The 22,817-nt window shown below is 38.9% G+C and carries 21 protein-coding genes; 13 read left to right on the forward strand and 8 right to left on the reverse strand.

Annotation, left to right across the window (positions count from 1 at the left end):
• Nucleotides 1–160: 160 nt before the first annotated feature.
• Nucleotides 161–949: an ABC transporter ATP-binding protein gene (locus ND812_RS04185; RefSeq protein ID WP_265374400.1), complete on the forward strand. Its 789-nt coding sequence runs from the start codon at nt 161–163 to the stop codon at nt 947–949.
• Entirely contained in the window at nt 946–3,489 is a 2,544-nt protein-coding gene (locus tag ND812_RS04190; RefSeq protein WP_265374401.1) for an ABC transporter permease, read from the forward strand. The genes ND812_RS04185 and ND812_RS04190 overlap by 4 nt, the downstream gene beginning before the upstream one ends.
• Before the next feature lie 83 nt (nt 3,490–3,572).
• On the opposite strand, the gene fcpA is transcribed toward ND812_RS04190, so the two are convergent.
• On the reverse strand, nt 3,573–4,475 hold the full coding sequence (gene fcpA, locus ND812_RS04195; protein WP_100721484.1) for a flagellar coiling protein FcpA: 903 nt from the start codon (nt 4,473–4,475) through the stop codon (nt 3,573–3,575).
• A gap of 233 nt (nt 4,476–4,708) precedes the next feature.
• Between fcpA and ND812_RS04200 the strand changes: the two genes are divergently transcribed.
• Genes ND812_RS04200 through panB form a run of 3 tightly spaced genes read left to right on the forward strand, consistent with a single transcriptional unit; the run spans nt 4,709 to nt 6,831 of the window.
• Nucleotides 4,709–5,572, forward strand: coding sequence for an ATP-binding protein (locus ND812_RS04200; protein ID WP_265374402.1), 864 nt, complete (start codon nt 4,709–4,711; stop codon nt 5,570–5,572).
• Between the two features lie 4 nt (nt 5,573–5,576).
• A complete protein-coding gene (folK, locus tag ND812_RS04205) occupies nt 5,577–6,050 on the forward strand; it encodes a 2-amino-4-hydroxy-6-hydroxymethyldihydropteridine diphosphokinase (RefSeq protein ID WP_265374403.1) in 474 nt (157 codons plus the stop codon).
• On the forward strand, nt 6,025–6,831 hold the full coding sequence (panB, locus tag ND812_RS04210; RefSeq protein ID WP_265359027.1) for a 3-methyl-2-oxobutanoate hydroxymethyltransferase: 807 nt from the start codon (nt 6,025–6,027) through the stop codon (nt 6,829–6,831). Before folK ends, panB begins: the two co-directional genes overlap by 26 nt.
• 42 nt (nt 6,832–6,873) lie before the next feature.
• Here the strand turns inward: panB and ND812_RS04215 are convergent, their stop codons facing one another.
• Genes ND812_RS04215 through ND812_RS04230 form a run of 4 tightly spaced genes read right to left on the reverse strand, consistent with a single transcriptional unit; the run spans nt 6,874 to nt 10,423 of the window.
• Nucleotides 6,874–7,923, reverse strand: a complete 1,050-nt coding sequence (locus ND812_RS04215) for a 3-deoxy-7-phosphoheptulonate synthase (RefSeq protein WP_265374404.1) — start codon at nt 7,921–7,923, stop codon at nt 6,874–6,876.
• Nucleotides 7,924–7,925: 2 nt separating this feature from the next.
• Entirely contained in the window at nt 7,926–8,267 is a 342-nt protein-coding gene (locus tag ND812_RS04220) for a rhodanese-like domain-containing protein (RefSeq protein WP_108960153.1), read from the reverse strand.
• Nucleotides 8,267–10,210: an ABC-F family ATP-binding cassette domain-containing protein gene (locus ND812_RS04225; protein WP_265374405.1), complete on the reverse strand. Its 1,944-nt coding sequence runs from the start codon at nt 10,208–10,210 to the stop codon at nt 8,267–8,269. Before ND812_RS04225 ends, ND812_RS04220 begins: the two co-directional genes overlap by 1 nt.
• 51 nt (nt 10,211–10,261) lie before the next feature.
• Entirely contained in the window at nt 10,262–10,423 is a 162-nt protein-coding gene (locus ND812_RS04230) for a hypothetical protein (RefSeq protein WP_012387307.1), read from the reverse strand.
• A gap of 110 nt (nt 10,424–10,533) precedes the next feature.
• On the opposite strand from ND812_RS04230, the gene ND812_RS04235 reads away from it, so the two are divergent.
• Nucleotides 10,534–11,370, forward strand: coding sequence for a YihY/virulence factor BrkB family protein (locus tag ND812_RS04235; protein ID WP_265359024.1), 837 nt, complete (start codon nt 10,534–10,536; stop codon nt 11,368–11,370).
• Here ND812_RS04235 and ND812_RS04240 read toward each other — a convergent pair.
• Entirely contained in the window at nt 11,355–11,768 is a 414-nt protein-coding gene (locus tag ND812_RS04240) for a hypothetical protein (RefSeq protein ID WP_265374406.1), read from the reverse strand. The genes ND812_RS04235 and ND812_RS04240 overlap by 16 nt on opposite strands.
• A gap of 161 nt (nt 11,769–11,929) precedes the next feature.
• Between ND812_RS04240 and ND812_RS04245 the strand changes: the two genes are divergently transcribed.
• The 4 genes from ND812_RS04245 to ND812_RS04260 are packed head-to-tail and all read left to right on the forward strand — an operon-like array spanning nt 11,930 to nt 14,758.
• Nucleotides 11,930–12,370, forward strand: coding sequence for a hypothetical protein (locus ND812_RS04245; RefSeq protein ID WP_100721321.1), 441 nt, complete (start codon nt 11,930–11,932; stop codon nt 12,368–12,370).
• Nucleotides 12,351–12,929 carry an LIC12231 family lipoprotein gene (locus ND812_RS04250; protein WP_265374407.1) on the forward strand — a complete coding sequence of 193 codons (579 nt, stop codon included), beginning with the start codon at nt 12,351–12,353 and terminating at the stop codon, nt 12,927–12,929. The genes ND812_RS04245 and ND812_RS04250 overlap by 20 nt, the downstream gene beginning before the upstream one ends.
• A 5-nt stretch (nt 12,930–12,934) precedes the next feature.
• Nucleotides 12,935–13,897, forward strand: coding sequence for a sulfite exporter TauE/SafE family protein (locus ND812_RS04255; RefSeq protein WP_265374408.1), 963 nt, complete (start codon nt 12,935–12,937; stop codon nt 13,895–13,897).
• A 57-nt stretch (nt 13,898–13,954) separates the two neighbouring features.
• Nucleotides 13,955–14,758: an EAL domain-containing protein gene (locus ND812_RS04260; protein ID WP_265374409.1), complete on the forward strand. Its 804-nt coding sequence runs from the start codon at nt 13,955–13,957 to the stop codon at nt 14,756–14,758.
• 5 nt (nt 14,759–14,763) lie between these two features.
• Here ND812_RS04260 and ND812_RS04265 read toward each other — a convergent pair whose 3' ends face one another.
• The gene (locus ND812_RS04265) at nt 14,764–15,948 is read right to left on the reverse strand and encodes an Acg family FMN-binding oxidoreductase (protein WP_265374410.1); all 1,185 of its coding nucleotides are present in this window, start codon (nt 15,946–15,948) and stop codon (nt 14,764–14,766) included.
• Between the two features lie 52 nt (nt 15,949–16,000).
• Between ND812_RS04265 and ND812_RS04270 the strand changes: the two genes are divergently transcribed.
• The gene (locus ND812_RS04270; RefSeq protein ID WP_265374411.1) at nt 16,001–16,675 is read left to right on the forward strand and encodes a DsbA family oxidoreductase; all 675 of its coding nucleotides are present in this window, start codon (nt 16,001–16,003) and stop codon (nt 16,673–16,675) included.
• A 62-nt stretch (nt 16,676–16,737) separates the two neighbouring features.
• A complete protein-coding gene (locus ND812_RS04275; protein WP_265374412.1) occupies nt 16,738–19,824 on the forward strand; it encodes an efflux RND transporter permease subunit in 3,087 nt (1,028 codons plus the stop codon).
• Nucleotides 19,825–19,911: 87 nt separating this feature from the next.
• Here ND812_RS04275 and ND812_RS04280 read toward each other — a convergent pair whose 3' ends face one another.
• Entirely contained in the window at nt 19,912–21,048 is a 1,137-nt protein-coding gene (locus ND812_RS04280; RefSeq protein ID WP_265374413.1) for a DUF2804 domain-containing protein, read from the reverse strand.
• A 26-nt stretch (nt 21,049–21,074) separates the two neighbouring features.
• Between ND812_RS04280 and ND812_RS04285 the strand changes: the two genes are divergently transcribed.
• Nucleotides 21,075–22,808, forward strand: a complete 1,734-nt coding sequence (locus tag ND812_RS04285; protein WP_265374414.1) for a GMC oxidoreductase — start codon at nt 21,075–21,077, stop codon at nt 22,806–22,808.
• Nucleotides 22,809–22,817: the final 9 nt, after the last annotated feature.

A 22,817-nucleotide genomic window follows, 5' to 3' on the forward strand; every position in this document is an offset into this window, starting at 1 on the left:
CGAGGTGCAATAGAGTTGGAACGAAAATGAGAATTGAAAAAAAGATAACTGTTATAAAAAAAATTGAAAAATCGTTGTTAGGTGGCATTTTATTGAATAAATGCCCGATATTAGTCATGCGTTATGTGTTAGATGGTAATTTGTTTGGGGGAAAAACCTAGTGTTAGAATTTAAAAATGTGTTCAAATCATTTCACAACGAAGAAGAAACGATTGATGTGTTGAAAAATATTTCATTTCGTATGGAATCTGGTGAATTTGTAGCGATTATCGGCCCTTCTGGATCAGGTAAATCCACTCTTCTTGGTGTTGCAGCAGGCCTTGATAAACCTGATACAGGGATCGTTTCACTCGATGGAATTGATCTCACCAAACAAAATGAATCCAAACTTGCAGATATACGTGTCGATCAAATTGGATTTATCTTTCAAAACTTCCAATTATTGCCAGGACTCAATGCAATTGAAAATGTTGGGATTCCATTGTACTTAAAATCATCACTTTCAGAGAAAGAGGTCTTAAATAAAGCAGAGACCATTTTGGAATCTGTGTCTATGTCTCACCGTGCAACACATTTCCCAAAACAGCTGTCAGGTGGAGAAGAGCAAAGGATTGCCATTGCACGAAGTTTTGTGAATGATCCGAAAATTATTTTTGCAGATGAACCAACTGCAAACCTAGATTATAAAAATAGCAAAACGATATTAGACCTATTATTGTATAGGAACAAAAAACAAGGAACAACTCTTGTTGTGGTCACACATGATCCGGATGTGGCAAAACTAGCAGACAGGGTGCTCGAGATGAAAGATGGAGAGATCATCTCGGATTCGAAGAACAAAAAATCGTCGGTCAGTCGAAAAAATTCTTCTAAGTCCAATTCCTCTTCTCTGAAAAGAGCCACCAAACAGAAACAAACGACAAAACAAACAAAGAAGGTGAGTCGATGAAGGCTTCCCTCTTTCGTTTTTACTTAAAACGTGAGCTTTTTTCACGGTTTCGGTATTCTATCCTCATTGTTGTCTCTATCACACTCGGTGTGGGTTCTGTGATTGGCATCCATTCCTATAAGGACAATACGGCAAATGCCATTAGGAAAGAGGCAAAATCCATTATGGGAGCCGATCTTGCCTTACAATCCCCCCAGGAAATCACTGATTATGCTAAGGATTTATTGAAAAACCACCTACCAAAAGGTGCTAAATCCAGTGCTTCGATCCAATTTTTATCCATGATCTCCAATGAATCTGGTTCTGAAAATTCTCTCAGTTTCGTAAAAGGAATCGAAACAAATTACCCCTTTTACGGGGAAATGAAAACCGAACCAGAAAATGCGTATCACAATCTAAAAGCAAACCAAGTACTCTTAGATCAAACTCTTGTTGAAAACTTAAAACTGAAACTCGGTGATCGAGTTCGATTGGGTGATAGCCTTCTTGTACTTGCTGGCGTTGTAATAAAAGAACCAGGTGCAGTTGGTTCCTTTGTGGGTTCGGCTCCTGGTTCTATCATTCGAAAAGACACTGCGATCCAAACAGGACTTGTGCAACGAGGAAGTCGTATCCGTTATACGATCTATTTACAATTCCCTGAATCCATCGATACTTTGGATTGGAAGGACAAAGAGTTTGAGTCCTTTATCAAAGAAGACTTAACCATTTATCACAATACAGAAGTCAATTCTGGGTCCCAACAGTTCATCAAAAACACATTTGATTATATGGCTCTTCTTGCTCTTGCCGGATTTTTTCTCGGAGCCATATCAGTGTATACAGCAGTTCGCACAAGGTTACTTGAAAAACGGAATGAAATTGCGATTCTTATGTGCCTTGGTGCCAAACCCAATGTCATCCTTTTGTTAGTATTTTCGGAAATTCTGATCCTTTCAATATTGGGAACAGTCTTTGGACTTTTACTTGGAATCTTCATCCAATCTTTATTTCCCGATATCAGTGGGATCATGTCGGTAGGGACAAACGTCATCCTTGGACTTTCTGCATCGTCTCTTTTATGGAGTTTAGTGTTAGGTGTGATTTTGCCACTCCTCATTTCGATTCCACTCGTCTTAGAAACAAGGTCGGTAAAACCTTTAGCAGCATTGAAAGAAGTGGAATCACAAACAAGTGGGAATTTATCCTCTTCCTATTGGCAATTTGGTAGTTTTGTTTTGATATACATTCTCTTTACAAGTCTTGCGATCTTAGAAACAGAAAGTATCTTTAAGGGCATCCTCTTTACACTTGTTTTGTTAACCTTGCCTCTCCTTGTGTACGGATTGTACATACTCTTTGGAACTTTCCTTCAAAAAATTTCAAAATTAGGATGGTTATCGAAGGAGTGGAGCCTTGTTACAAAAAAAGTCACACGTAAATCAGGTGCCCTTCGCCTGTCCATCATTGGTCTTGGATCGGCACTCTTTATCTTAACACTCTCTCTCATCTTACAAGAAAGTTTACTTGAGTTAAGTGGAGCAAGAGAAATCGAACGAAGGCCTAACATGTTCCTTCTCGATATCCGTGAAACACAAAAAGAGGGACTACTCCAAGCCATCTCCAAGTTCCCTGTGGAAAAACAATATGTGGCTCCCGTGATTGGAGCTCGTTTGTCCAAGGTAAATGGAGAACCTGTCAAAAAAGAAGACACCATTAAAAATGCAATGGACCGCAACTGGCGAGCCACAGCAAGAACTCGCGAATACTTTTTGTCCTACCGCGATTCTTTGTATGATACAGAAGAAGTGACCAAGGGGAGTTGGTGGAAAGAATCAAGCCAAAATGAAATTTCCGTGGAACGAGATTTTTCTACCTATTTACAAGCGGGCATCGGGGATGAGCTTACCTTCAATGTACAAGGGAGAGAAGTAACTGGGAAAATCACAAACCTTCGTTCGGTGAACTGGGCGGATATGAAACCAAACTTTGTGGTGTTATTTTCCAGAGGGATTTTGGAAAAAGCTCCTAGGTTTTATATTGTATCGTTACTCATTGACAACGGAACGGATCGTTACCAATTACAAAAGGTCATTGTGAATCAGTTTCCCAATATCACTGTGATTGATACAGAAAAAACAATCCAAGCCTTTATGGGAATTTTGGAGAAGGTAACACAAATGATGGCGCTTATGACGATGTTTATCCTCGCTGCATCTTTTGTTCTAGTGTTTACCACACTCTATGCAAGCCAATCCGAACGAAAACGGGAATTTGCACTCTTACGTGTGATTGGAGCAAACAGTCGTTTTATGGGAAAACATTTCCTACGAGAGGCATTCCTTGTTTCCGTGATTTCGTTTTTCCTAGGACTTGTGTATGCAGTGGGATCCAACGAAGTATTAAACCGATCCGTGTTGGAACTTCGCAGTGTGTATCCTTATGGACAACTTTGTTTGGTATTTTTGGGAATTTGTTTTGTGACGGTGACTTTGTATAGCTTAGGGCTTTTTAGTTTCTTTCGATTGCCAACAAAGACGGTGCTTAAGGAAATTAAATAGTAGAAAAACGATTCAATTCACTCCAAACAAAAAAGCCCGGGGTTTGAAACCGGGCTTTCTCATTGAAAGAGATGTATTCGGGATTATTGTGCTACCGAAATAACCTCATCTCGGTTGATTACGTTAACGATATGTTTGTATTCAGGAGAATCTTTTCCATATTTTAACTCGGTTGCACGTAATAAGTGAACGTTCTTTTTGTAACGATACTTGAAGAGCATATCATCTGGACCTTTTGTCTTTTTGATCATGTTTTCTTCAAAGCTATATGCACTTGCAAGATACTTGTGAGCAGGGTATTCTTTCTCGTTGTCATCGATTTCGATGTAAAGTTCAAGAATTGGTATACACTGAGGAAGGTTTTGTAAGTCATACTCAGCCATAATCCATGAACGATAAACATCAGAAAGAAGTCTTTTGAACTCAGGTCTTTCTCTTAAGTCAGGGTTTTTAATTTCGTCAAGGTGATTGATCGCTTTAGAGAAGTAGTTAAGTGCATCTTGTTTCGCTTTCATTTTTTCACGGTAAACAACACGCTCTTCTCTTGCTTTACGATCTACTTTTTGCCAGTACCATTTTTCATCTAAGCGCTTTTTCTCAGCTTCTTCTTTGCGGTACTGTTCAACCCAATCTCTATTTTTCATGATGGTGTTAACACCAGATTGGTAGTTTGAAAGAGCCAAACGGAATTGGTTGTTCGCGAAAGTTTTAGAAAGTTGGTGTAACTCTTGGAAAGTTTTGTTATACCCTTTGAAATCAGGGTTCTTCCAAAGAGATTCCTGTTCCATAATTTCTTTCTTTCTTTTCTTTTGGTCTTCAGTGAGTTCCGCATCGTCATTCTCAGGAACGAGTTCGCCTTTGAGAAGTTCGTCGACTTGGTCTTTCGCCGCTTGGCTTTCTTGAGCGTTCGCAGGCTGAGTTTGTGCGAAAAGCACACTAAAGCCGGACACCAGTTGGAGAATAAGGAGATACTTAATAATCTTCATAGTCGTGTGACCCTTTTGTCTCTTTCAATATTTTGAACAAATAGGTTTATCTATTTCTTCAATGAAAGTATCGGTTTGGGATGAGTCAATAATAACGAATTAAAGAGGAAAAAAACCTAAATGTGAACTTTTTCTTCTCAAACTCTTGGTTTTAAAGGGACATAAGTCGATCCAGACCTAAAAAATCTCATTCCTTGACAGCCTAGTGATTTAAAGAAGATTGCTCATTGGAGATGAATTTATCCGAAATTACTTCGATCCGAGACGGAAATCCGCAGTGTAAAACGTGCGGAGGAGTGGGCATTACCTTAGCAGAACATGTGAGGGGATCTCGTTCTGGAGCTCTTGTTTTATGCCATTGTATCGGTAGTGACTGTAACACATGTGAGGCGAAAGGACAACCTCCTTTTATGTCTTTTGATCGAAAACTGGACAAAATGCTCCCTTGTGTCTGTCATAATGCAAGGTTTTCCCTTCGCAATTTAGAAACTCTGGTAGAAAAAGCCAATATACCGGCAAGGTACCGTTTCCAATTTTTATCCACAATTGACATAGGGGACACTGCAAACGACCCTGATATGTCATTTATCATTGCCCACGACTGGGCAAACGAACTCGTTCATAAATTTAAGAATGCAGATTTTACACCACAGGGATTTTACCTTTGGGGAGGAACAGGTTCTGGAAAAACATTACTCGCTTGTGTGATCTTAAACGAACTTGTGTTTCGGTATGGAATTACTTGTAAGTATGCAAAAGTAAACAAAGACTTTTTGTCTGCGATTCGTGATACTTACCAATCTGATAGTGAAACGCACGGGCAAGAACGTTCCATCGAACGGGAATTTGCAAACGTGGATGTCCTTGTGATCGATGACTTTGGTGTCCAAAAGGAATCAGAATTCAACAATCGAAAGTTATACGACCTCATTGATAGTCGTTATGAACAAGAAAAACTCACTCTTCTCACATCCAATCACTCTCTTGTGGAATGGAGAGACCGTGGCCAAGGTCGGATTTACTCACGACTCATGGAAATGACAAAAGAAATCGAATTAAAATGCCCTGATTATCGTACGAAGTTTGTGAAGAGGTAAGACCATGAAGTATTCCAATATTGCCTTTCTTTCTTTGGGTTCCAACATCGGAGACAGGCACCATTTTATGGACCAGGCAATATGGGAAATCTCCACCTTACCAGAGTTACAGATTTTAAAACAATCTGAACGATTGGAAACCGCACCGTTAGAAAACACAAACCAACCTTACTTCTTAAACCAAATTGTAAAGGTAATGGTATCTTCTGCCTTTACACTTCCATGTTTACTCGATTCACTCCAAGGGATTGAAGACAAACTAGGAAGAAAACGTAGGTCTTGGAAAGGACCACGTGAAATTGACATCGACATTCTCACTTATGAGGCTGTTGTGATGAAAACTGATTTTTTACATTTACCCCACCATTCACTATATTCAAGACCATTCATCAAACAATTGTTAACAGATATGGGTGAAATTGGTGTTTATGCCCTTTTTACGGAACTAAACCATGAAAAACATTATTCTACAGTATAAAAAGAAATACGATGCCGGAGAACCGATCTCTGTCATCACCTGTTATGATTATACCTTTGCGACTCTTTTCAATCGCACAGATGTGGATTGCCTTCTTGTGGGTGACTCGCTTGGAATGGTGATCCAAGGGAACCAGTCCACACTTCCCGTTACACTCGATGAGATCATTTACCACACAAAGGCAGTTTGTAAAGGGGCTCCTGACAAAACGATCATTGCCGATTTGCCATTTTTGTCCTACCAAACCTCCATCGAAGAAGGAATTCGTTCTGCCGGCCGAGTGTTAAAAGAAACCAATGCTTCCTGTGTGAAATTGGAAGGGGACTCTGACTTTATCATCGAACTGACAAAACGGATGACCGAATCTGGGATCCCTGTGTTTGCCCATTTGGGACTCACTCCACAATCGGTACATACCCTTGGAGGACACCGTGTCCAAGGGAAAACAGAAGCGGCACGGAACAAAATGATCCGTAAATCCAGAGAAATTGCTGAAGCTGGCGCCTTTGCTTTGTTACTCGAGATGGTTCCCGAATCTCTCGGAAAAGAAATCACGGAATCCATTCGCATTCCCACCATTGGGATTGGAGCAGGAAAGTATACCTCAGGCCAAGTCCTTGTGATGCAAGACTTACTGGGTCTGAATGAAGATTTCCATCCGAAGTTTTTAAAGAAATTTGGGAACTTAAGTGGGGCCGTGAAAGAAGCAGTGAATGCCTATCACAAGGAAGTGACGAAAAGAGAATACCCTTCCGAAGCCCATGTGTTTTTAGATCAATAATCATCAAAAAACATTCATAAACCTCGGAGAGAGAAAGCAGTCTTACTTACGTTTGTTTGCTGCCTCAGCTAGTTTTTCAAACATGGGAACCGTTGTTTCCCAAGACACACAAGCATCGGTAATTGATTGCCCATAAGTCAATGGTTTGGCGTCGATGGATTGGTTTCCTTCTTTTAGATGACTTTCAACCATCACACCAAGAATGTATTTGCTTCCTTTCGAAAATTGTTCCGATACAGAATCCACAACACTCGGTTGTTTGCGAAAGTCCTTTTGGCTATTGCCATGGGAACAGTCCACCATCACTTTTGGTGGGAGACCCGCTTTTTCAATTTGGGCACCCACTTCATTCACAGAAGCCTCATCGAAGTTAGGTCCTTTGTTCCCTCCACGTAAGATCACATGTGTGTCTTTGTTTCCGGCAGTTTTAAAAATCGCACTGCTACCTTGGTTGGTCACAGATAGAAAATGGTGGCTGGAACTTGCAGAACGAATGGCATCAATTGCAATTTGAACATTCCCATCGGTACCATTCTTAAATCCAATTGGTGCGGAGAGTCCAGAAGCCAATTCACGATGGACTTGGCTTTCAGTGGTCCTTGCACCAATGGCTCCCCATGCAACGAGGTCAGCGATGTATTGTGGCGAGATCACATCCAAAAATTCGGTTCCACAAGGGATTCCCATTTTGTTAAGATCGAGTAAAAGTTTACGAGCAAGTTGTAGACCTTTGTTGATATGAAAGGATCCATCTAAATCAGGATCGTTGATAAGACCTTTCCAACCAACAGTGGTTCTAGGTTTTTCAAAATACACTCTCATCACTATGAGAAGTTCTTTTTCAAACTCTTTGATTTTTGGTTTTAACTTTTCTGCATATTCCATGACAGCGCCAATGTCGTGAACGGAACAAGGTCCTACTACAACTAACATACGCTTGTCGTCTTTTCCGTGAATGATGTCTGAAATTTGACTTCTGGTTCTGACAACAACATCAGAAGCTTCATCAGTTAAAGGAAGTTCTTCTATCAAAACGGATGGTGGAATGAGACTGTGTTGTTCTAAAATTCTTAAATTCGCTGTTGGTTTCATAATTAATACTTTTGCATGTTAGGATCAACTAGGTCAGAATAGGCAAGGATTCCCCCAGCAACATTTTTATAAGATTTAAATCCAGCTTGTGCCAAAATCCCGCAAGCCATCCCTGATCTTCCACCAGAACGACAATAAACCAAAATTTCTTTGTCAATTTGGCTTTTGATTTCTTCAATCCTTGCTGCAAGTTCACTCACGGGAATGAGTTTGTCTGTACCCGGTACGAGTGCGATTTGTTGTTCATTCGGATTTCGTACATCCAAAACAAAAAAATCATCCTTTCCTTCCGCTCTTGCATCCAGACGTTTTTTAAAACTGACAACATCGATTTCCGGTACCATTATGTAACTCCGCCCATTTCCTCTAGTTCTAGTGTTGCCTCCTCCCAACGTTTGGTTAGGAGAGAGATTTCTCTTTTAATATCGTTATAAGTGTCCATTTCCAACTGAAAACTTCTGTTTTTAAAGAACTCTGGGTCCTGTAAAAGTTCTTCTTTGTCTTTTTTATTTTTTTCCAGTCTCTCTATTTGGACTTCCAAATCGGAAATTTCTTTTTCTAATTTTTTTCGTTTGTTTTTGCTTGCTTGGGGATTGGGCTTTTTTTCCTCATTTTTTGATTTGGAGGAAGTTTGGTCCTTAGCATTTGTACCCAATTCGTCTTCTTTGTGGAATTTTAGGTAATCGTCAAAACTACAATTTAAGTTTTTTAATTCTCCACCTGAGAGTTGGAAGGTGCGGTTACAAAGTCCCTTCATAAAATCGGGGTCGTGGCTGATGATGAGTAGGCTTCCCGGAAAATCGATAAGAGCACGTTTGATGGCTTCTCGGATGACGATGTCCAAGTGGTTTGTGGGTTCGTCGAGAAATAAACAATTGGATGGGTGATTGACAAGAAGTGCCAAACGTAGGCGACTTTGTTCCCCACCTGATAAGTGTTTTACGGACTTAAAAACTCCGTCCCCAGGAAAAGCAAAATGCCCAAGAAGGGTCCTTGCTTTTTCTTCATTCAGTTCTGGGTATTTTTTTAAGACAGTTTCCACTAGGTTCAGTGATTCATCCAAATCTTCCCCGTGGGTTTGGGAAAAATAACCAAGTTTGGTTTTGGGACCATAGTACAATTTTCCCGTATCAAGTTTGTGTTGTTCTAACAAACAGCGCATGAGGGTTGATTTACCTGCTCCATTGGGACCAACTAACGCAACTTTGTCGCCAGCAGAAATTTCAATCTCTGCATTTTCAAAAATTGTTTTTTTCTCACCTGTGTTTCGGTCTGGATAGGAGAAAGATGCATGTTCTAATCGTAAGATGATATTACTGGAAGGGACAAATTGGAATTGGTAGTCTGGTTTTTGGTTCCAAAAACTATCTTCTGGATTGTCTACTTTGTCCCGTTTTTCCAGGCGTTTGATGACAGACTGAACTTGTCTTGCTTTTGTAGCTTGGGCTCGAAAACGTTCCACCCATTCCATACGTGATTTTAAATATGTTTCTTCTTTTTCAAATTGGACTTTAAGTTTTTCTTGGATTTCGTTTTTGGCTTCAAAAAACTCTTCTAAACTTCCTTGGAATTCAAACGTTCCATGCGGATTGATTTCTATGATGGTATCAACTGTTTGGTTTAAAAATTCAGGGTCATGTGTGACAAGTACAAAGGCCTGGTTTTGGGAAACTAGAAAATCAGCTAACCATGATTTGGTTTTATCATCCAAATGGTTTGTTGGCTCATCTAAAAGTAATAAATTATGTGGATTGAGTAGGGCAATCGCAAGACCGATACGATGGTGGTATCCTGGAGAAAACTCTTTTGTTTTTCTCGTGAAGTCTGTAGTGGCAAAACCAAGTCCCGATAGAATTTTTTTCGCGCGAGCTTCGAGACCGTGTAAGTCGTGTAAGTGGGCAAATTCCTCTAAATCACTCTGATCGTGGAGTAATGTTTCAAATTCTGGATCTTCGTGGTCAGTGGTTTCAAACTTGGATTCGATGGCCTTTCGTTTGGCATCATATTCCGCATACAATTTGTTTTCATCGAGAACGGTTTCAATCACAGACGTATCCGGATTAAATTCAGGAATCTGTTGGAAGAGGGATAAAACAGTATGTTTGGAACGAATCACTTCTCCCGATTCGGGTTTCAGTTTCCCTGCAGCCATTTGGAAAAGTGTGGTTTTTCCAGAACCATTGGGACCGACAAGGGCAACGCGGCAGCCAGGTTTGATATGCCAGCTAAAACCCTCAAAGAGGACTTTAGGACCGAAGTGTTGGTGGATTTGGATGAATTGGATCAAAGCGTTTGCGAAAACCCGCCGTTTCGGCGGGGAATTTAGGAGGGACTAACCTTATTTCTTGGCTAGGAGTTCCGCCTTTCTTTCGCGAAGGTGTTTCACATAAAGGCTTGATTCGCCGTTCATGGTTTCAACCGACTTTTTAATGGCAGAGTCAATTTCCTCAACCGTCATTTTCGCGATTTTTTTGTTCTTCTTTTCTTTTTCTTCTGACATGGAAGTTTTCCCCTTTTAGGTACGTCACTGAGATTCTTCCAGAGTTTCCGTAAGATAGGAGAGGGCAAGAAAAATAAGACAAAAATACAGACAACTGGCAAACTGACCGCATGAAACGGATCCGTCGATTTTTCAGCGAAGTGTATTTGTATGATGTTCATGGCCTTGCCTCTGAACTTTCATTTACCTTTCTTTTGACCCTATTTCCTTTACTGGTTGTATTTGTGACCCTACTTGGGTTACTCCAAGATCCAAAAACCATCAATTTGATGACGGACCAAATTGGGAAATTTTTACCAGCCCCCATTTTCCAACCCATCGACAAAAGTGTTGAAAACCTAACAAAGGTAAAAAGTTATAATGTCATCGCGATTAGTATCGCGATTTCCTTTTTTTCAAGTTTGACCATATTTGGAACCATTTCCAAAGCACTACGATTCATTTCCAGGGATGAAACTCAAGTTGGGTTTATTGCATCTCAGTGGATTAACTTTCGACTCCTTGTGATCTCACTTGTTTTACTTGTATTGTATTTTTATCTGACATATGGAATCGTTTCCATTGAACGAATGTTATACCGTTCATTTCGGTTTTCTTTTTTTAGAAACAGTCCTTATCTTTCAGTTTCCCTCATCATTTTGCCTTATAGCATTGGTTTATTTACCTTTTATTATGCATATATCACAAAAGCAAAAACAACGTTAAAGGAAAATTTACCAGGAGCCATTTTTGCATCCTTACTTGTTCTTGGTATGAGTTTTGGATTTCAATTTTATTTAAAAATGAAAAACGTAGGTGTGAACTATTCTTTGGCGTATGATTTAATTTCAAAAATGGTAGTACTGATGTTGTATACATACATCAACTCTACATTTTTTATCTGGGGATTTTTGTGGAACCAAGTTCTTTCGGATGATCGAAAGAAAAAATCTCAATCTAAAAAATAATCAGGTTCCAGTATCCGTGGACAATAAGAGATGATGATGCCAAAATAATGTCTGGCCAAGGAATGAAACAGCCATTCACCTCCAGACGATAAAATGTCATCAGCATCTAAATCAGTGTAACCTTTTTTATGGAACAACTGATCGAGACTCCAATTTTCTTCTCCAGGGATTACTTGTACTTTTAAATGTGCATAAAATTTATGTTCCAAATGGTGGTAACGAAAGACTAATGCTCTACCACCTAACGGATTTCGTATGGTGAAGGTTAACCAAGAAGGAAAATCATTCTCTGGTTCGGAGTTTAGGTGGTATAATTCCCATCCAATGTCTTTTGCATTTCCAAAAAATTCCTGAAAACTGGAAGCGAAGGCAGATTGGTATTCAGCTGTTATTCCCATTCTTTTTTTAATTCATTTTACAATCCCATTTTTTAGGCAAACTCTATCTCTTTTTTTGTAAGAGTTTGGATTAATAGGGTTCAAATTTAATCCAAGAGAAACAAATTCAGGTTTCCTAAACAAGTGAAGTCCTTATCATGGGAACTCGAGGTTCGTAAGTTATGATCGAAACCATCAACATTAACTGGCCTAGTGGTGCCATCGACCCAACAATTCATTGTCCAGCCTGCGGAAGTATGGTTTTAAGTCCTCTCGAAGAAGAGGGCCCTGGATGCCACCATGTACAATTCATCATCGATAGCGAATCAGGCGAATTTAACTACATTACAGAATCATTTGATGAAATCCTTAAGGAATTTCGGAAACCAGATGTAGAAGAATTTGATGAATGGGATGCAACAGAAGTGTTTCTGGAAGAAGCAGAATCGAATACCTTTTATGTGATGAACTTGATTTTACCAAGTAATGTTTCGATGGAAGATGATCCAGTATGTTTGCGCATAGGATATGAATTATTTTTTACGGAAGACCAAGAAGAATTATACGAAGAATTAGAAAGAAGGCATGACGAGGAGGGTTTACATGACCATAGCCAAAACTAAATCAAATATTGTATTCATCACAGGAGCGGTATTGTTTTTCCTGTTGGTGTCAAATTGTATTATCAGCTACAAAGATTATCCAAAAATTTTGCCCCTTCCTTCGGAAGAAAAAACATTAGACACAAATTTTGTATATGTTCTACCAACATTTCCCCAACTCAATTTAGGGGGAAGAGAAGCTTTAAAAAATTACTTCGAAAACAAAACCAGATTTAAAAAAACTGTGGAAGGTGTTGATGTACCTAAGGTTGGTTATTTGGTAAACGTAAAAGTAAATTACCGATCACCCACACCTGTAGCGACTGCATTTTTAGGAGTTTCAACTCTTACTGCAACTCTACTTCCAGCATGGTCTACACAAGATGGTTACGACGTTCAGTACATACTATACAAAGATGGGAAAAAAGTTGGTACTTATGATTACCACATCTTTCGTAATTATGCACAATGGCTTTTATTTGTTCCAATCTCATGGTACAACTTTGAGACAGCGACTGAGAAAGAGGTATTTGAGCGAATGACATTCAAGTTCTTTGAAGACGCAAAAGAATATTTTTAATCCACTTGGAAGAAACCTTTCAAATTTTTAACCACTTTGCCTGGGGATTTTGGCCAGGGATTTTTGTAGTTTTTAGTGTTGGATTTTTTGTTGGGTTTTTAGCCTCCTTTCTGGGTTTGGGAGGAGGTTTTATTTACACCCCCTTTTTTCACAGTTTTTTTCATCTAACTGCTGTTCAAGCTGTTGCCGTATCACTTGCACAAATGCCAGTTTCTGCTTTGTCTGGATTATATGTTTATTTTAAAAATGATAAAATTCTTTGGAAACAAGGTTTATTATTGCTCATTACCTCAATTCCATCTGCACAATATGCAGCATTAGCATTTGGAAGGTTTGAAGATACGGCTCTCGGTAAACAACTGTATTACGGAATTCCATTGTCTGAATTTGTATATTTGTTTGTGTTTACAATTTTTGTGGGATTACTTGCGGTTTATAATTTATTCACTGCATTCAATAAAAGGAAACTTTACTACAAAAGTTTATCCTTTGAAAATCAAAATCATGTCGTAAAACAAGAGAGTGCACAAACAGCAACAGATTCTAAAACGAACACAACTTCTGTTTCCCATGGGGCATCGGAATTTCATTTTACGAAACAATCAATTTTCGTCGTTTTACTCGCAGGTGTTTTTTTTGGTTTATTCTCTTCTTTGTTCGGAGTGGGTGGAGGATTTTTAGCAGTTCCATTATTTATTTATTATTTTCGAATGAGCCCTGTAGAAGCCGTTGCTACATCCTTTCTAGGAATTTTTCTAACATCGTTTGGGACTACAGTACAATTCCTAATCTTAGGGAAATTGCATTGGGAACTGGCGCTCATTGGTAGTTTTGGAGGGATCTTTGGTGCGAGGATTGGTTCTTTAAAAGCCGTAAAGGCAAAACCATATACCATTTTATTCGTAACATCTTTCTTTCAATTTTTAGTTGTCACTTGGTATCTTGTGATGAAACTTCCTAAATTTTAATTTTTAAAACAAAGTTGCAATCTAGACGATACCGTCTAAATTGGGTAACCTAAAAAGATGAGACCAAGTTTTCCTGAAGCTCAGTTAATTGACACTCCCAATGGAAAAGTGCCTAAGTTATACAGTTGTGCCGAATGCCGGAGTGGTGCTGGACTGGATTTTGCCTTCTCCATGGCATTCCAACCCATCATTGATTGGAACCAAAAGAAAATATATTCACACGAAGCATTGGTTCGAGGGACACAAGGGGAATCAGCGTATTCGATTCTCTCCAAAGTAAACCAAACCAATCGATACCAGTTTGACCAGTCTTGTCGGATCAAAGCCATCCAACTCGCAAGCCAAATCCAAATACCAGCTTTACTCAATATTAATTTTCTCCCCAATGCTGTGTACCAACCGGAGACCTGTATCCGCACCACTTTAGAAGCAAGTCGTGAATATAATTTTCCATTGAACCGATTGGTCTTCGAACTAACTGAGGGAGAAGAAGTCCAAGACCACAATCATATTATCAATATCTTTAAAGCCTACCAAAAATATGGGTTTTTGACTGCGATTGATGATTTTGGATCAGGGTATTCGGGTCTGAACCTCCTGGCCAAATTCCAACCAGATCTTATCAAATTGGATATGGAACTCATTCGAAATATCCATACCAATTCCGTTGCCAGAAAACTCACAAAAGCCATCGCAGATGTTTGTCATGAGATAGGGATTCTCGTCATTGCGGAAGGTGTGGAGACTGTGGAAGAATTGAAAGTGTTAGTTGATATGGGGATTCATTTATACCAAGGGTATTTGTTTTCAAAACCAGCGTTTGAATCCGCTGGCGAAATTCAATTCCCTTCTCTTTCGTAATTCATTTACAACAGAAAACTTTTTAAATCTCTTCTGAGAGAATCAAACTGATAAGAACTCCTACCAAGCCTTGCAATCAATTGGATTTCCTCGTTTGGTTTTAGTTTTAAAATTTGTTTTAATTTTTTAGTAAAAACTCGGCTCTCAGGATAATCTTCCACTGCTTGGTTCATCGTATGGAAGGCAATGTTTTTGACTCCGCATGACAATGTATAACGCATAAAATCTCTTCCTGTCTGGATCCAAGTGGTTTCATCGTCCTTTCCCTCTGACAAAAAAAATACTAGCGCTTTTGAAGAATACACTTGTGAACGAAACATTTCAATCCCTGCTTTTTTGGAATCTTCAGAATGCCAAGCTTCCTTCGATAAATCCACAAAGAATTTTTTAGCAAACCAAAGTTTGAGACCAGACAATCCGTTTCCTTCTAATGTTAATCCATCGCGGTTTGTTAACATTGATTCTTCCGTTAAACGAAACCATTTGCGATTGAGTTCATTGGATACATAACGATTGGTTTCCATGGCAAACGCTTCGTCTAGTATTGGTAAGATGGAATTCATTAAAGTAGGATCATTTGTCCAGCGTATGTTTTGAAGAAAGGGTCTAGCCAAGGATTGTATTTCTTCAAGTTCTGCATTTCCGAGAAGTTCACCAGAGTAAACAGATCGATTCATCCTCCTTTTGTTAATACCAGAAAACACAAAGTCATGCACACATTCTGTTTTGGGTTGGATAGTTACCTTTGCAATTGGAGTTTTGGAAAATGAATTTGATTTTGGTTTTCCATTGGGAAAAAGTTTGATCGTAGTATCAAACATTAATGAATCTGCCGTTAGGTGACAAAGTTCTAAAAAACAACCCTGTGTATGGTAAAATTGACGATTGATAGGATCAATCTCTGGTAACTGTTTGTCCCCATCTCCATAGAGATAAAACTCAGAATCTGAGGTTTTTTTGAATTTCCAAGGTTGAGAATTATGAGAGTTTGGTGCAAGAATTGCCGTCAGCAAAATTTGATCGATGGGTTTTGTGTAACCTAAGGATTCTGCATATGCGATTGGATTTTCCCTGTGTTTTTGATTCTCTTCACTCCCAAAGGCATATAGGCTTTTTTGTAACGACGGAAACGAAATGATACTACCAATCGCTAAACTTTTTTTTAAAAAACTTTCTCTACTATGTTTCATCTTTTTCCTGGATATAGAATCATTCCCATTATGAAGTGGAGTCTAATCTAAAATGTCAACCAACTCTGAATTATTTCCAATCGATATTGTTTCTGATGTAGCCTGTCCTTGGTGTTATGTAGGCAAAAAGAAATTAGAAAAAGCGCTACAAATTGTAGGGAATACCATCACTCCTGAAATTCGATGGAGACCTTTTCAGTTATCACCCGAAATTCCAGAAGAGGGGATTGACTATAAACTACACCTAACACAAAAATTTGGAAGTTTAGATCGATTGGATGGAGCTTGGAAACGACTGACTGACATTGGAAACGATGTAGGGATTCAGTTTCAATTCCAAAACATACCTAAGGCAACAAACACTTTGGTTTTACATGCACTTGTTTCTGCCCTTCCCAGTTTGGAAGCACAACAGAATTTAGTGGAAAGGTTTTTTGCTGCCAATTTCGCAGAAGCATTGGACTTAAGTGACAAAGAAACAGTTTGGAAGGTTGCCGAACCCGTTTACAAAGATAGAAATTTATTCGAATCCATTTATTCAGATACCAAATTGAAAAACGATATCCAACAAGAAATCCAATATTACCACCAAAACGGGATTAGTGGGGTTCCGTATTTTATCATTGGTGGGAAATACGCAGTGAGTGGCGCTCAGGATACTTCCGTTTTTGTTGAAGTGATCGAAACCGTCATAAAAGAGCGGGAATCTGGAAATAAAGGTCAATAAATTTCCTAATCATCTTGACTCGCTGGTCAATATCTTAATATTTCGTATTCATTAGTGTTCTTATGAGAAAAGTTATCCATTTTTTTGTTTATAAACCGTTAGTTGCAAACTTGGTTTTTATATTTTTGTTTCTTGCGGGGATCATTTCCGTTCTTTCTATGAAACGGGAAGCATTCCCTCGTGTCAACTTTCGCCAAGTGCGTGTTCTCACAGTGTATCCTGGTGCAAGCCCTGTGGATGTGGAAAAAAAAGTAACGATTCCCATTGAAGAGAAGTTACGCGAAGTAGAAGGGCTTGATTCAGTTCGTTCCATTTCCCGAAATTCCGAATCCGATATTAGCATCAAAATCGATTTAGAACACAACAACCCTGATGGTGTTGTGAATGACATTCGTCGTGCTGTGGACCGTGTTACCAATTTACCAACCCAAGTAAAGGATCGACCCATTGTCACGGAACAAAAGAGTTCGAACTTTCCTGTTTTAGAAATCGCAATCCATGGTGCGATGGATGAAATGGAATTACAAGAAATGGGGCGTTTCATTGAAGATGAGATGCGAAAAGTTTCTGGAGTTTCTCGGGTTGATGCGTTTGGAAAACGGAAAGAAGAATGGCGGATACGTGTTGATCCAGATTTAAAAAAACGATATACCATTGGATTTTCTGATATCATCAATGCAATTTCCAAACGTAATATCAGTGTTCCTGCAGGTTCTTTTTTAAGACCCATCACACAAGACATTCGTGTGACTGGAGAGATTGCTGAAATCAATGATATCAAAAACATTCCGATTCGTTCAAATGAAACGGGAAATTCAATTTTACTTTCACAAGTTGCCAATGTAAAAGATACGTATGAAAGACCACGTGTGCTCGCAGTAGTCAATGGTGAGCCTGCTTATGTTTTACAAATCATTAAAAAAGACAGTGCTGACATCATTCGAACGGTTGAAGCAGTCCAAGGTCGAATTGAAGAATTAAAGAAACAAATTCCGGCAAACATTCAATTTACGGAATTAAATAACGAAGGAAAAAGAGCAATCAAACGACTAGATGTGGTGATTACAAACTCTCTCCAAGGTTTGTTTTTAGTTGTTGTAGTACTCATTTTGTTTTTTAGTTTTAAAGATTCACTTTTAACAAGTTTATCTTTACCACTGACATTATTTGCGACCACCATTGCATTTCCAATCTTTGATGTATCCTTTAACTTAGTTTCGATGCTTGGGATCATCATTTCACTTGGGATGCTCGTGGACAATAGTATCATCATCTCTGAAAATATTTATAAGTATCGTTCGAAAAATTTTGAGTCAAGAGAAGCAGCTGTCTTAGGTGCGAGTGAATTGTTTGTTCCTATCATAGGATCTTATCTAACAACAGTAGCAGCGTTTTTACCGATGGCATTTATGTCCGGGATCATGGGAAAATTCATTTGGCAGATTCCATTTATGGTGATCGTTGCGCTGACTTTATCATTGTTTGAATCTTTTCTTTTATTACCTGTTCGGTATGCACAGTTTACTTCGAATGAACCAAAAAAAAGATCCAAATATAGGGATCGATTTCGTTCCATCTTGGAAAATGGTTTTGATTCTTTAAAAACAAAGTTTACAAATTTTATTACCAAAGTAGTAGGAAGACCATTCATAACACTTGGATGTATCCTCATCGTATTTTTGTCATCTTGTGGCTTAGTAGGTCTCATGAACTTCAATCTATTCCCAAAAGAAGGGATTGATTACGTGCTGGTAAGAGCAGAATTTCCGCCTGACTTTTCGGCACAAGAGACCGCCAAACAATTGCAATATTTCCAACCCATTTTAGATAAAATTCCAAAATCAGAAGTACAAAGTGTCATTTTAAAAATTGGGATCCAACAAACGGATCCTACTGACCCACTCACAAGGATTGGGGAACAATTGGGAATGGCACAAATCATACTTGTTCCGGAAACTGAACGAAAAAGAACCGCCCAAGAAATATTTGGAGAACTGGAACCTGATTTAAAAAAATTACCGAATGCCATTTCGGTCATGGTGGATTTGGTGGTGAATGGACCTCCGATTGGAGCCGCAGTTACCGTTGCCATTGAAGGCCGTGATTACAAAACATTAAAACAAATTTCCAATGAGATGCAGGACTTTCTTCGAAAACAAGAAGGTGTCATCAATATCAATGATGATTATAAACCAGGTAGAGAAGAAATTCAAATCCGTGTAAAAGATACTGCATCAGCGATCACAGGGATTGATACAGAGATCACAGCCTATTATGTGCGAACTGCTATGGAAGGTCTGGAAGCTTCTAACTTACGAAAAGGAAAAGATGAAGTCCGAATCATCATCCAAAATGATGATCGTTTTCGAGATGGAATAGAAGATTTAGATTCCATCCAAATTTCCAATAAATTTGGTCTACTAACACCGATTACAGCAGTCACAACAAAAACAACTGTCCAAGGAATCGAAGCGCTTTACCACAATGACTATGAAAAAGCAATTACAGTCCTTGCTGATGTAAATGAATCGATTACAAGTTCATCCATCGTAAATGGAAAAATTGTAGATGAGTTTGGAAATATCGGGAAAAAATACCCTGGTTACAAAATCAAATTTCGTGGTGAACAAGAAGAAACTGCCAAATCAATGGTTTCTTTGTTAGTTGCAGGTGTATTGGCCTTTTTTGGAATTTTTGCCATCCTTGCAATTATCTTTAATAGTATCAAAAAACCTGTGTTGATCTTATTATCGATCCCTCTCGGATTTGTGGGTGTTGTATTTGGATTTTTGATTTCTGGAAAGGCTCTCAGTTTTCTTGCGATGATTGGTATCATCGGTCTTGCGGGTGTGATTGTTAACGCCTCGATTGTCTTAGTGGATACGATTGAAGAATTCCAATCCAAAGGAGAGGGACTTTTGGAATCTCTCATTACAGCATCATCGGAACGTTTTAGGCCCATCCTTGTAACAACGATGACAACCATGGCAGGGATGATTCCGACAGCGTATGCGATTGGAGGTTCAGACCCACTCCTCATCCCGATGACATTGTCACTGGCTTGGGGATTAGGGTTTGGAACATTTGGCTCCTTGATCTTTATCCCAGCTAGTTTTTCTGCGTATTACAAATTAAAAAAACGAGCATAAGCGGACTGATTCGATTTCTATAGATCGATTACTCTAAAAAAGAAAAGATAAAGAGCGATGACAGTAATTGTGATCGCCCTTTCTTTTTTAGTAGTGATTGAGAACATCTTCGGCAAATCCAAGAACGTTTTCTAGTTTGATTTTTTTTCCATCATCCAATACTACTGTTCCATTAAATTTTCCAAAGACTTGGTGTTGCACCGATTTAATGACCACAAAGTTCATATATGAATTACGATCCACTATGGGTTGGAAATCCAGATCCAAACGGTTGTTATTGGATACAAATTTCCAAGGTGCCATATAATCTTTCGTATTGATGATAAATTTTACTTCATCCAATTTGTGAATTTTACCATCATACAAAATGACATTTTCGGAAGCAGGAGTTCTGTCTGAAAAACCATACCCTAAATTGAGTCCAAACGGTTTTCCATCAATCCAAGCTGAAACGGAACTCCAGTACCAACGATTTTTGTATGTCCAAACACCTCTCCCCCAATCCAAAGCACCAAAATCTGTTTTGGAATCAAATGTGAGAGTCTGGTTTCCAACGACTACATTACCTGTCGCTGGCATACAATTGATTTTGGTATTATAATAGAATGCCTTTCTGTTTTCCTTCCAAGAGGTGGCAATATTCATTGTATCCATTTTTGGTTCTGTTAGTTCAATTTTTCCTTGGATCCCACGGGAGCCGTCAGGTGCTACAAAATCTTTGGATTCAAATTCTAAGGTTCGTTTGCCATGAATCGTTTCAAAACGTAAGGATAGTTTTTTGTCTTCGAAAGAAACAACTCCACTATCATTCACTCTTGGGAATCCAGTTTTGCCAAGTGGCATTACCGATAAAGTATCAATTTGTTTGAAGATTCCTTTTTTAAAATCTAAATAACAAATGGCAAAAAGTCCCGCATAACCTAAGTCTGACGCTGTAAATGTTATGCCGTATTCTTTTGATGGAGAAAGCACCGAATAATAATCCCATTCCTTAATCCTAAGTTTTGAAGCGGCAATATTTTCTCTGTTATAAGTCCAATAGGGTGAACGTGCCCAACCTTCTTGTGTAATTGTTCCATCGGAGTTGAGCAGAGGAATTTGTTTTTTGATTTCAGACATGAACCGATTCAAAACCGATGATTTGATTCGACCAGAAGTTTTTTCAGAATTCCTAAGAGCGAATTGACAGAAAATGAATTCAATCGGAGAATCGGATTCGCTCATTCTCCACAAACAAGGAAAAACGAACCATGAACCAAACCATTCCAAAAGAACAAAAATTTGATTACGACGTGATTATAGTTGGTTCAGGCTTTGGTGGTTCTGTTTCTGCATATCGTCTTTCTCAAAAGGGATATAAAGTTTTGGTCATTGAATCCGGCAAACGTTGGAAGGCTGGAGATTTTCCAAAAACCAATTGGAGTTTACGAAAGTATTTGTGGATGCCAAAACTTGGATTTTATGGAATCCAAAGGATCAACCTACTGAATGATTTTTTACTTGTGAGTGGATCAGGAGTAGGTGGTGGATCACTTGTCTATGCTTGTACTCTATATGTTCCTTCTAGTAAAGTTTTAAACTCACCATTGTATTCCAAAATGGGTGGAGAAAAAGCATTATTGCCCTTTTACGATGTTGCAAAACATATGTTAGGCGTAACTGAAAATCCTCAATTATGGGAACCTGACCATTTATTGTTGGAAACTGCTAAATCATTTGGAAAAGAAGATACCTTTCGTAGAACACCTGTTGGAATTTATTTTGGTAACAAAAATGATCCTAAGGATCCATTTTTTGATGGTGATGGTCCAGATCGTGATCCTTGTAATTATTGTGGTGGGTGCATGGTTGGTTGCCGCCATAATGCTAAAAACACACTCGATAAAAACTATTTGTATTTAGCTGAGAAGTTAGGTGCTGTTATTTTACCTGAAACCAAAGTTACCTCTCTTATCCCACTCAATGCAAAAGGAATTCCTGATCCAGAAGCTAGTGGAGAATTTGGATATGAATTAGAAACAAACAGTACAACAGGTTGGTTTGGTTATCCAAAACGAAAATTTCGATCCGAACAAGTTGTTCTGTCTGCAGGTGTGATGGGAACTGTTGGTTTACTTCTCAAAATGCAACAGGAAAACAAAATGATTCGTTTGTCTGAGAAGTTAGGTGATACTGTCCGAACCAATAGTGAAACAGTTTTACCAGTGACAGTCCCATCCAGTAATCATGCAGATTATTCGCGAGGGATTGCCATCACTTCTTCTGTCCACCCTGATGAAAATACACATATTGAACCTGTTAGGTATTCGAAAGGCTCCGATTTTTTTGGTGTCCTTGCCAGTGTGATGACTGATGGTGGAGGGAAGTTTCCGCGACCACTGAAGTTTTTTTGGACAATGTTACGCCATCCAATTTACTTTCTCAAAGCTCACAATCCATTTGGATTTGCAAAAAATTCAATCATCTTACTTGTCATGCAAACTGTGGACAATAGCGTACGACTTGTTCGCAAACGTCGTTTTATTTGGCCTTTCCAGAGGACCATCACATCCGCTCTTTCCACTGGAGAACCAACCCCAACTTACATTCCGATCGCCAATGCCTTCACTCGCAAATTGGCTGAGATTGTTGGCGGGATTCCACGAAGTTCACTCAACGAAACATTATTGTCTGCTCCGGTTACAGGACACATCATGGGTGGGTGTATCGTGGCAGAAACCCCCGAAAAAGGTGTGATTGATTTGGAAAACAAAGTGTTTGGTTATGACAACCTACGTGTTTGCGATGCATCCATGTTGACTGTGAACTTAGGTGTGAACCCAAGTTTAACCATCACAGCATTGTCCGAAAGAGCAATGAGCCTCATCCCACCAAAGGAAACATCCGTTCCCTATTTAAAATTTGAAGTGAAACGCGGATTTGATAAAATCATTAGTTTCAAACCGACTAAACGTCTGGTTAAAAAATCGACAAGAGTTAAGTAACTTTTATCG

The sequence above is a fragment of the Leptospira limi genome (assembly GCF_026151395.1).
Taxonomy (GTDB): domain Bacteria; phylum Spirochaetota; class Leptospiria; order Leptospirales; family Leptospiraceae; genus Leptospira_A; species Leptospira_A limi.

Bases quoted from the DNA above. Each gene is read 5' to 3' on its own strand.
- ND812_RS04250 (WP_265374407.1), top strand. From the start codon at position 12,351: ATGACCATAGCCAAAACTAAATCAAATATTGTATTCATCACAGGAGCG.
- ND812_RS04245 (WP_100721321.1), top strand. From the start codon at position 11,930: ATGATCGAAACCATCAACATTAACTGGCCTAGTGGTGCCATCGACCCA.
- ND812_RS04265 (WP_265374410.1), bottom strand. From the start codon at position 15,948: ATGAAACATAGTAGAGAAAGTTTTTTAAAAAAAAGTTTAGCGATTGGT.
- panB (WP_265359027.1), top strand. From the start codon at position 6,025: ATGAAAAACATTATTCTACAGTATAAAAAGAAATACGATGCCGGAGAA.
- ND812_RS04190 (WP_265374401.1), top strand. From the start codon at position 946: ATGAAGGCTTCCCTCTTTCGTTTTTACTTAAAACGTGAGCTTTTTTCA.
- ND812_RS04215 (WP_265374404.1), bottom strand. From the start codon at position 7,923: ATGAAACCAACAGCGAATTTAAGAATTTTAGAACAACACAGTCTCATT.
- fcpA (WP_100721484.1), bottom strand. From the start codon at position 4,475: ATGAAGATTATTAAGTATCTCCTTATTCTCCAACTGGTGTCCGGCTTT.
- folK (WP_265374403.1), top strand. From the start codon at position 5,577: ATGAAGTATTCCAATATTGCCTTTCTTTCTTTGGGTTCCAACATCGGA.
- ND812_RS04285 (WP_265374414.1), top strand. From the start codon at position 21,075: ATGAACCAAACCATTCCAAAAGAACAAAAATTTGATTACGACGTGATT.
- ND812_RS04270 (WP_265374411.1), top strand. From the start codon at position 16,001: ATGTCAACCAACTCTGAATTATTTCCAATCGATATTGTTTCTGATGTA.
- ND812_RS04200 (WP_265374402.1), top strand. From the start codon at position 4,709: ATGAATTTATCCGAAATTACTTCGATCCGAGACGGAAATCCGCAGTGT.
- ND812_RS04235 (WP_265359024.1), top strand. From the start codon at position 10,534: ATGAAACGGATCCGTCGATTTTTCAGCGAAGTGTATTTGTATGATGTT.
- ND812_RS04275 (WP_265374412.1), top strand. From the start codon at position 16,738: ATGAGAAAAGTTATCCATTTTTTTGTTTATAAACCGTTAGTTGCAAAC.
- ND812_RS04260 (WP_265374409.1), top strand. From the start codon at position 13,955: ATGAGACCAAGTTTTCCTGAAGCTCAGTTAATTGACACTCCCAATGGA.
- ND812_RS04280 (WP_265374413.1), bottom strand. From the start codon at position 21,048: ATGAGCGAATCCGATTCTCCGATTGAATTCATTTTCTGTCAATTCGCT.
- ND812_RS04220 (WP_108960153.1), bottom strand. From the start codon at position 8,267: ATGGTACCGGAAATCGATGTTGTCAGTTTTAAAAAACGTCTGGATGCA.
- ND812_RS04230 (WP_012387307.1), bottom strand. From the start codon at position 10,423: ATGTCAGAAGAAAAAGAAAAGAAGAACAAAAAAATCGCGAAAATGACG.
- ND812_RS04240 (WP_265374406.1), bottom strand. From the start codon at position 11,768: ATGGGAATAACAGCTGAATACCAATCTGCCTTCGCTTCCAGTTTTCAG.